Origin of the sequence: Kosakonia quasisacchari (genome assembly GCF_004331415.1) — a bacterium.
GTDB lineage: Bacteria > Pseudomonadota > Gammaproteobacteria > Enterobacterales > Enterobacteriaceae > Kosakonia > Kosakonia quasisacchari.
Genome location: NZ_SJOP01000042.1, coordinates 1 through 9179 on the forward strand (window position 1 = coordinate 1; position 9179 = coordinate 9179).

Consider the following 9179-nt stretch of genomic DNA (forward strand, 5'->3'; position numbering starts at 1 on the left):
CGCAAATAGACAAATCCTATCTAAATTTAGGTTTAGCGCCGGATATATTCCATATTCATTATTTAGAGTAACCTAACCGATTGGAGAAACATAAACTGAGCAGGATTAACAATAATCCAACAGTTCACATCGCTATTTGAAACTATTTCTCATGACCTTTCGTTATACATAAACCGAAAAGTGGAAAATTCACTAACACTTCATGAGCGATGATTTAATAATTTCAAAGGTAAAGATTAAACACATGAGCATGGTGAGCGTATTCTAAAACGGCTAATCAGCCATGACAGAATAAAATGATTAACTGCCGTGAGAAAATACCAGGGATTAAACTCGAAATATATTATGTATCGTTACATTATTCTAAACAGGATCTTATGAAATTGAGCATTGACCACAAATAAATAAGATCCCCTGTTCCCCCCTATTGAAAGAAAAGCCTCACCTTAACAGGTTTGCCACCAACAACGATGATTTGCTCAAGCGGTGCTCAATGAGTTTCACTTTCCCCCAGGCAACCCTGCTAATTCATCATCGTCAGATTGTGATTGGCTCCCGATGGCTTAACATGCCGGGGAAAAGTTAGCCTCGGGCACAGGAGAAAATTCAGCTGTTCAATGACATCGGTTTGTCGCCACCTGGTGGTAAGCCAAACAGCTTACGCACCGCATTAAGAAAGGCACCATAAGGGCGCCCCAGAAAGAGCATCATCAACGCTGCACCTAAAGTCCCTTTTATCAGCCCGCTTCCCGAGGCCCCACTCACCGCAATGATCACTGCATAGATAGGCACTTGAAAACTTACAAGTGCAACGCTGTCCCATAGCAATTTTGAAAGCCGACTTGTACCGGCACGCTTCATTAACCAATCCCGCCATATGCCGTATGGCCTTGCCACCGGAACCATCAGCGCTGCCCCGAGAAGCCTGGCATGAAACACTTGTTCCCACGACATGCCCGCGAGAATGCGTTCATTAATGATGCCTGTGATGGTGAAAAAAACGATTAACGCGGTGGTGTCTGCCAAAAATGCAGTTCGACGTTTTGTCTGCTCCGGGCGCTGAGGCAAATTTTATTTCCTGTCGTGGTGTGGTGTTAAAACGCGCATTCATCAAAAACAGATGACTCGTAATAGTAGTACAAAGGGCGGAGTGAGCCGCTCAGGCCGCTATTGCTCAGAAAGCGGTAAATCACGGGCAGCGAACTGCGTTTGCGAATTTCTTATCGCTTTGCAACCGCGGATTCCTGAACGTCATCGCCGTAATGCACCACACTACGCCAAAAATATTAGGTTGAAGCCGGGCTCTTTATCCGGAACCAGATGGCATACATGGCAGGCAGGAATACCAGCGTAATGATGGTCCCACCCAGTGTCCCACCTATCAGGGTATAGGCAAGGGTTCCCCAGAACACCGAATGTGTTAACGGGATAAATGCGAGTATGGCCGCCATTGCCGTGAGCAGTACTGGCCTTGCTCGCTGTACCGTTGCCTCAATGACCGCATGGAATGGTTCAAGCCCTTCCTGCTCATTATGATGAATCTGCCCTATAAGAATCAGCGTGTTACGCATCAAAATCCCAGACAAAGCAATCAAACCAACCAGCGCATTGATGCCAAAGGGCTGGTTGAAGAGCAGCAAGGTTGGCACCACGCCTACCAGCCCCAGAGGTGCAGTCATAAACACCATCACCATCGCCGCCATCGAACGCACCTGAAGGATAATGATCAGCAGTGTCATGGCTACCATGATTGGGAATAAGGGGGCCATCGCTTTGGTGGCTTTCCCTGACTCCTCAATCGAGCCAGCCTGTTCAATCCGGTATCCATCAGGAAGCGTTGTGATGATGGGCTGCAGCTGCTTCATAATCGCAGTGGAGACATCCGGCGGCTGCTGGGATTCAGCGATATCACCCCGCACGGTAATGGTTGGCGTACGGTCACGACGTCGCAGGACCGGGTCTTCCATGCGCACTTCGACCTCGCCAACCTGCGATAGCGGAATACGCTGCCCTGCGGAGCCGACCAGGGTGAAACCCGCTATTTTCGCAGGATCAAGCCTGATATCCCCGGCAGCACGCCCCATAACCTGCACCGAACGAATATCTTCTCGCACAGCGGTGATCGGGATGCCCGAAAGCAGGAACTGAAGCTGCTGTGCAACGGCGTTTGATGTCAGCCCTACCGCCTGCAGGCGATCCTGATTCAGGGTGAAATGCAGTGTCGGCACCCGTGAGCCCCAGTCCGTGTTGACCGTTCTCATTAACGGGCTGGCCTGCATCAGCGTTTTCACCTTATCCGCAATGTCGCGCAATACGGCGGGATCCGGCCCTGTCACACGGAAGGCAACCGGATAGGGTGAATAGGGGCCAAACACCAGTTGGGTCACGCGAACCCGCGCCTCAGGAGCCAGTCCATCAGCCGCAGCCTGGCGAAGACGGAACTTGAGCGCCTCACGGGCTTCCTGGCTGTCCGTCAGGATAACAATTTTCGCAAAAGAGGGATCGGGCAGTTCCGGCGCCATGGCGAGATAAAAGCGGGGTGACCCTTGCCCGATATAAGCCGTCACGATTTTTGCTTCTTTCTGGCGCTTCAGCCAGACCTCAATTTTTGTCACGGCGGCGCTGGTTTGTTCAATGGAAGTGCCATACGGCATCTGCACTTCTACGAGAACCTCAGGCCGATCAGACGTCGGGAAAAACTGTTTTTTCACCAGCGCCATACCGAGAATGGCAACGGTGAATACCGCGATGACAGAACCTGCGACCAGCCATTTTCGCGCGATTACCCGCGTCAGCAACTGACGAAAACGGTTGTAGCGGCGGGTGTTGTAGATAGCATCATGCCCCCCTTCAACCGTTTTGATGTCCGGCAGCATTTTCACCCCGAGATACGGCGTAAACACCACCGCCACCACCCAAGAGGCGATTAAGGCAATTCCCACAATCCAGAACATGTTGCTGGTATATTCACCCGCCGTGGATTGCGCAAAGCCGTTGGGCATAAAGCCGACGGCCGTGACCAGCGTACCAGCCAGCATTGGCGCAGCGGTGTGGCTCCAGGCATAGGCCGAGGCTTTGATCCGGTCGTATCCCTCCTCCATTTTCACCACCATCATTTCGATGGCAATAATGGCATCATCCACCAGTAGCCCCAGCGCCAGGATGAGCGATCCCAGGGTTATTCGGTCAAAATTCTTGCCCGTGGCTTCCATCACCACAAAAACAGCCGCCAATGTTAAAGGAACCGCAGCGGCAACCACGACACCGACGCGCCAGCCCATGCTGAGAAAGCAGACCACCATCACCACCAGCAGCGCCACAAAAAACTTGATCATGAACTCGTCTACGGCGGAGCTGATGTTAACGGACTGATCGGTGACTTTCGCAAAAGTCATGCCGAGAGGCATGTCCGCATTGATGCTGGCGGCTTCCTTATCCAGCGCTTTACCCAACTCCAGACCGTTCCAGCCCTCACGCATCACGATACCCAGCAGAAGTGCAGGTTCGCCCTGGTTACGCACCATAAAGGTCGCCGGATCTTCGTAGCCGCGCTCGACCGTCGCCACATCAGAAAGCTTCAGCGTCCTTCCCTGCGCCACAACCGGCGTTTCACGAATTTTTTCCAGTTTGTCAAAAGCTCCATCCAGACGGATAAAAACCTGTGGCCCGTGTGTGTCTATCGAGCCGGCAGGTGTCAGCATGTTCTGGTTGTTCAGGGCAGCAAAGATATCCTGAGCAGAGACCCCCAGGGTTGCCAGACGGTCATGGGAAAATGAGACAAATATCCGCTCGGCCTGCTCACCGATAATATTGACCTTTTTCACCCCGGGAACATGTAATAAGCGCTGGCGTAATGACTCGGCATCGCGCACCAGTAGCCGCTGTGGCTCTCCTTTTGCTTTCAGTGCAAAGAGGGCAAAGGTGACGTCTGAGTATTCATCGTTGACCATCGGGCCGATAACGCCTGCCGGCAGGTTTTTAGCCTCATCGCTGAGTTTTTTGCGCGCCTGATAGAATTCTTCCTGGACCTCTGAGGGGGGAGTACTGTCCAGCAATGAGAGCATGGTAAAAGCCAGACCGGGACGCGTGTAGGTCTCGGTACGGTCATACCACTTGAGCTCCTGGAGACGCTTCTCCAGCGGTTCGGCCACCTGATCCTGCATTTCCTGAGCCGTCGCGCCGGGCCAGGCAGAAATGATGGTCATCTGCTTGACCGTAAAAGGCGGGTCTTCTGCGCGCCCCAGTCCAAGGAACGAGAGAATACCGGCAACCGTAATCAGCAGAATGAGAAACAGTGTGATGGAACGCTCGCGCACCGCGAGCGCGGAAAGATTGAAACGCCCGCGACTCATGGACGACTCCCGGCGACACTGACATCGCTCTGCTTCGCCAGCCGGACAGTCTCACCGTCATGGAGCAGATGAGCCCCCAGCGCCACGACCTGTTCGCCAGGCTTAAGGCTGCCGGTCACGCTTGCCGCATCATCCCCGAGGCTGACGACCTGCACGGGCCGCCATGTCACTCTGGCGGGATTGCCTGAAATGCGCCAGACCCCCGGCCCTTTACCCGCGTCAAACACGGCTGCTAAAGGCACCTGCAGCAACGGCTGCGATGCTCTGCTCTGCGCAATATGGATGGTGACAGTGGATCCAAGGGGGGCACCAGATAATGGACCGTCGAGCACGTACCTTGCCTCAAACGTGCGCGTTAGTGGGTCGGCTGCATCAGAGAGTAACCGCAGTGTCGCGGAAACAGATTGTGTATCGCTGCCGTACAGTGAGGCCTGTGCCGCGCTTCCAACAACCGGGCGCAGCGTCTCAGGTAACTGGACGACCGCTTCGCGTTGTCCAGCCCTCGCAAGCCGGATAACCGGCTGTCCGGCACTGACCACCTGGCCTGGTTCGGCCAGCGTATCCATCACCACCCCGTCGGCATCGGCCACCAGGACCGCGTAGCTCATGGCGTTTTGCGCCACATTCGCCTGCGCCTGGGCGGCACTGAGGTCAGCCCTGGCCGTATCTGCGGCAGCCTTAATCTGATCGTAAGCGGATGCCGATACGGCTCCGGTAGTGACCAGACCGCGATAACGCGATTCGTCATCCGCTGTCTGTCGGGCACGCGCTTTTGCTGCGGCGACAGTCTGCTGCTGAGCCTGAGCCTGCAGGCTCAGATCAACCGGGTCCAGCCGCATTAACGGCTGACCACGTTTCACGGCCTGACCGGTATCAACAAGACGTTCCAGGATTTTGCCTTGAACCCTGAAACCAAGGTCGCTCTGAATTCGTGCAACAACCACCCCCGTAAAAGCGCGGGAAATGTCGGTTGCATTGATCGCTGCGGCAGACCTGACCAGAGGCGGCAGACTGCGTGGATCGCTGTTATCGGAAGCATCACCGCAGGCCACAAGGGCAAACGGCAACAGGCAGACAGCAAAGGTGACAGGTTTAAGCCCGAGCATGGGTTCCCTTAATTAATTAAACAGGACAGGACCCCATATTTATACTTGTGACTAATTTTGTCAATAGTCACAATATCAGGGTGACAAACTTCTCAGGATCAGTGATGGCAGCAACACCGCCGCTGCCTGGGCGGTTTCCAGATTATATTGCAGCTGAACCGGGCTGATATAGGGACGCATGACCATAAAAATCGCATCCGCTGCTTCGTCCAGTGGCGTTTTTCTTTCGAACTCACCAGCCTGGCGCCCTTCAACAATGATCTGCTCAATGAGCTGCCGCAGCTGCTGCTCATGAGCTTGTGCTGAGGGCCATTTGTCACGCACAGCAACGGCCGCGATGTCGTGCAACTTACGGTCATGAAAAAATAAATCGCATCCGGATTCTGATAACGCCCTGAATAACCGCCTTATTTTCTCTGCGGCTGTTGGCGCATCCACAATCGCTGCGTTGACAATGTCCCTTATGATCGCCAGCCGGTTAGCGCAGATCACTTCTCCGATCGCCTGTTTGGAATCGAAAAACTTATAGATATAAGCCTTTGAAAAACCAATTGCTTTGGCGAGGTCGGAGACAGTTGTTTTTTCGTAGCCAAAGTGACCGAAATGCTCAGTGGCTGCGTCAACGACCTGATCGCGGACATTATGGTCGGAAGGTCCCCTGGAGGGGGTTTCATTCATTTGTTTAGTCATTTTTCCATCTTAGCTCAATGAAGCCTGATTGACAACGAGTGACCATTTGGTAATGTAGTCACAACTCAAATTCGACTCAAGGGTTCTTCATGTTTTCCCTAAATACACTTGCACTAATTGTAGGTGCCTGCACTCTGGCAGGCTGTACCGTTGGGCCAGACTACCATCGCCCTGCGGCTCCACTTGCGGAACGTTATCAGGCTCAACCGGCCTTACAGCAACGCAGTACTCCCCTACCTGCCAGTTTATCTGTCTGGTGGGAGGGTTTCAGAGACCCTCTGTTGAGCAGGCTCATTTCAGATGCACTTGCGCAAAATCTCGACCTTGCACAGGCTTCCGCCAGAATGGCCCAGGCCCGGGCCGGACTGGGAGCCGCAACAGCGGCACTGCTACCTTCCGGAAGTGTCAGTGGGCAAGCTGCGCGCGCTTATCAGTCGGTTGAAACACCATTGGGTCAGGTGGTCAGTTCAACGCCGGATTATAATCGCTACGGCAATTCCTATGAAACCGATCTCAATGCAGGCTGGGAGATAGACCTGTTCGGTGGCCTGAGACGAGGCCGTCAGGCGGCCCAGGCCGATTATCAGGCTTCTGAGGCCGGTGTCGCGGCGACACGTCTTGCTGTCGCGGCCCAGACTGCAGATATCTATATTACCCTGCGCGGATTACAGGCCCGTCTGGATATTGCGAATAAACAGGTCATCACAGAGCAGCAACTTCTGGAAAAATTCAGCTGTTACATAGCAAAGGGCTGGCTCCGGAATATCAGGTCCGTCAGGCTGAAGGCGCTCTGGCACAGGTGCAGGCAACAGTACCAGTTCTGTACAACGGGCTTGATGCCGCCATGAATGCGCTGGACGTTATGCTCGGTACCCCGCCCGGGAGCCACAGGGCTCAGCTCTCTTTGCCGGGTGCTATTCCGCAGACACCCGAAATCACCGCAATGGGTACGCCTGCAGATCTGCTTCGCCGCAGACCCGATATTATTGTCGCCGAGCGTCATCTGGCCGCATCAAGCGCCCGTATCGGTGTGGCTGTCAGCGAGTATTATCCAAAGTTTTCCCTTAACGCACTGCTTGGCAGCGCAACGGCAGTGTCAGGCGATAATCTTTTCACTGCCGGTGCCAGCCAGTCGTCGGGTGTGCTGGGATTACGCTGGCGGCTTTTTGACTTTGGTCGTATTAACGCCCAGATAGAGCAGGCTAAAGGCCAGGAAGCAGAAGCGCTTGCCGCTTATCGTCTGTCAGTGTTACGCGCAACCGAAGATGTTGAGAATGCCTTCTCGGCACTGGTCAATCGCCAGACACAAGCAGCCACACTGACCCGCGGTGAAACCGCCCTGTCCAGCGCCCGACAGTCTTCTTTTATCGCTTTTCAGCAAGGAACAGCCAGCCTGATTGACGTACTGCACAACGATGAAACGCTTCTCCAGGCTTCCGATGCCAGAGCGCAGGCGCAGACAGAATCGGCCCGTGCAGCAGTGGCGGCATTCAGGGCGCTGGGCGGTGGCTGGCAATCGTCATTACCTGGCGAAATAACAAATAAACCAAGATAAACGGTCTCGCTAACGTCTTTAAACCAAGACGGTTATTTATTCAAATAACGTAACGCAAAAGGTGAAATGATGACGCGGATTGGTATCCTCGGAATAAATGATCTGACTGAAATCTTTTTGACTGAATTATTCCGCCTTGATTCTTACGCTCACGTTTTCCTTTCAGCCGAGGATTCTGAACACGCAAACAGACTGGCAAGGAAGTTTCCATGTTGGATTCAGGATAACGGGCAGGACGTAGTCAATGAAGCTGATATTATTCTTATAACCAGGGACACGGTCCGCACAGGGAATATCTATGAAAAACTTGAGTACCGACAAACTCAATTAGTTCTATGTTTAAACACCCAGTCATTCGCTAAAAGTGAAACAATCACATCTAAAAAATGTAAAAAAACAAACTCTATCCACAGACATATTACACTGAAAAACCTTTCGCCATATTTGCGGTTAACAGATGAAGAGGTTGATGACTTCTTTTTCGTTCTTCGGGTTCTGTTGATATCAATGCAACCCATTCATTCGTTAGAGGTAAATATTCGGGCATCTTCTCGCTCCGCGGCACCGCAGGATCCAGAATGAAATAACTATTTGTTCCAGGTCAGAATACATTGGGGTTAGTGCTATGAAAACAAAAATGGTTTTTCAAGAGACACAGGGATAAATAAAAATATTGAGTCGCATTTAAAATATGATATTTGCGTCATGCAACCAGGGTTTTAAAATGGCATTTACCAATGCTGTTTTACAGAGAATTAGTTAACCTCTTATTCAGTTCATGCGTGATGAGAAAATGTGTCCTACTGATAAACACCCGTTATCGAATTCGTCACTAATTAGCCAGGAGCTTAAAATCGGTTCTGAGTCTCAGCAATCATTTATCAGGTGTTTCATAAAACATATAAACTGCCGGCGCAAAAATAAATAAATTTAACCATCAGAATATAAATGATTTTCATGCTGGTGCAAAACAAAATAACTATAATAATATCAATAAGCCACTGAATTTAGGGGAGACTTATCTCCCCTCTTTTTTTGTATGGGAAATGTGAGTATTGCTGCAGGGAAATTTATGGTCGCTCTTGTTCATGAATACCATGATGGTACAGGATACGTTCTCCTTTACAGGCATCATTGAAACCCAAATCATTAAAATATGAGAACACAGAAAAATGAAGAGATATATACGATGTAACAAAAAGAAGCGCCTTGGGACGAGGGTTCGCATGTGATAAGGAATATTGTGACAAGCGCTTATATGACATGAATCAGGAAATACGAGAAAGGAAGATGAACTGGTCAAGCGCCAGCGTGATGGCAGCAAAGGATATTCAGCCAAATGCCACCCTGAATGTTGGCAATGAAAAGCTATTGGCAGCATCAATAAATGTGGTGCTGCCAGAGAGTGATCACGAAAACACAATCAGCAAAATGATTCTTCAGAATTACAATTCACGTTGTTCCAGGCTTGAATAA

The 9179-nt window shown here is 51.5% G+C and carries 6 protein-coding genes and 1 pseudogene; 3 read left to right on the forward strand and 4 right to left on the reverse strand.

Annotated elements, in window-relative coordinates; translation table 11 throughout:
* Positions 1 to 606 precede the first annotated feature (606 nt).
* The 4 genes from alaE to E0L21_RS24190 all read right to left on the reverse strand — a co-directional run bounded on the left by alaE (position 607) and on the right by E0L21_RS24190 (position 6148).
* A complete protein-coding gene (gene alaE / locus E0L21_RS24175; protein WP_131413767.1) occupies positions 607 to 1068 on the reverse strand; it encodes an L-alanine exporter AlaE in 462 nt (153 codons plus the stop codon).
* Positions 1069 to 1286: 218 nt separating this feature from the next.
* Positions 1287 to 4352 (reverse strand): efflux RND transporter permease subunit, encoded by a 3066-nt coding sequence (locus E0L21_RS24180; RefSeq protein WP_131413768.1) that lies wholly within the window; start codon positions 4350 to 4352, stop codon positions 1287 to 1289.
* A complete protein-coding gene (locus tag E0L21_RS24185; RefSeq protein WP_131413769.1) occupies positions 4349 to 5458 on the reverse strand; it encodes an efflux RND transporter periplasmic adaptor subunit in 1110 nt (369 codons plus the stop codon). Before E0L21_RS24185 ends, E0L21_RS24180 begins: the two co-directional genes overlap by 4 nt.
* A gap of 75 nt (positions 5459 to 5533) precedes the next feature.
* Positions 5534 to 6148 carry a TetR/AcrR family transcriptional regulator gene (locus E0L21_RS24190; RefSeq protein WP_131413770.1) on the reverse strand — a complete coding sequence of 205 codons (615 nt, stop codon included), beginning with the start codon at positions 6146 to 6148 and terminating at the stop codon, positions 5534 to 5536.
* 89 nt (positions 6149 to 6237) lie between these two features.
* Here E0L21_RS24190 and E0L21_RS24195 point away from each other — a divergent pair.
* From E0L21_RS24195 to E0L21_RS25070, 3 genes and pseudogenes are all read left to right on the forward strand, one after another.
* A pseudogene (locus E0L21_RS24195) lies at positions 6238 to 7703 on the forward strand (efflux transporter outer membrane subunit).
* Positions 7704 to 7769: 66 nt separating this feature from the next.
* The gene (locus tag E0L21_RS24200) at positions 7770 to 8285 is read left to right on the forward strand and encodes a hypothetical protein (protein WP_131413771.1); all 516 of its coding nucleotides are present in this window, start codon (positions 7770 to 7772) and stop codon (positions 8283 to 8285) included.
* A 708-nt stretch (positions 8286 to 8993) separates the two neighbouring features.
* The gene (locus tag E0L21_RS25070; RefSeq protein WP_165501952.1) at positions 8994 to 9179 is read left to right on the forward strand and encodes a hypothetical protein; all 186 of its coding nucleotides are present in this window, start codon (positions 8994 to 8996) and stop codon (positions 9177 to 9179) included.

What these genes read in the sequence shown, in the direction of transcription:
- E0L21_RS25070 (WP_165501952.1), top strand. Translation starts at nt 8,994, where the DNA reads ATGAACTGGTCAAGCGCCAGCGTGATGGCAGCAAAGGATATTCAGCCA.
- E0L21_RS24190 (WP_131413770.1), bottom strand. Translation starts at nt 6,148, where the DNA reads ATGACTAAACAAATGAATGAAACCCCCTCCAGGGGACCTTCCGACCAT.
- E0L21_RS24185 (WP_131413769.1), bottom strand. Translation starts at nt 5,458, where the DNA reads ATGCTCGGGCTTAAACCTGTCACCTTTGCTGTCTGCCTGTTGCCGTTT.
- E0L21_RS24180 (WP_131413768.1), bottom strand. Translation starts at nt 4,352, where the DNA reads ATGAGTCGCGGGCGTTTCAATCTTTCCGCGCTCGCGGTGCGCGAGCGT.
- E0L21_RS24200 (WP_131413771.1), top strand. Translation starts at nt 7,770, where the DNA reads ATGATGACGCGGATTGGTATCCTCGGAATAAATGATCTGACTGAAATC.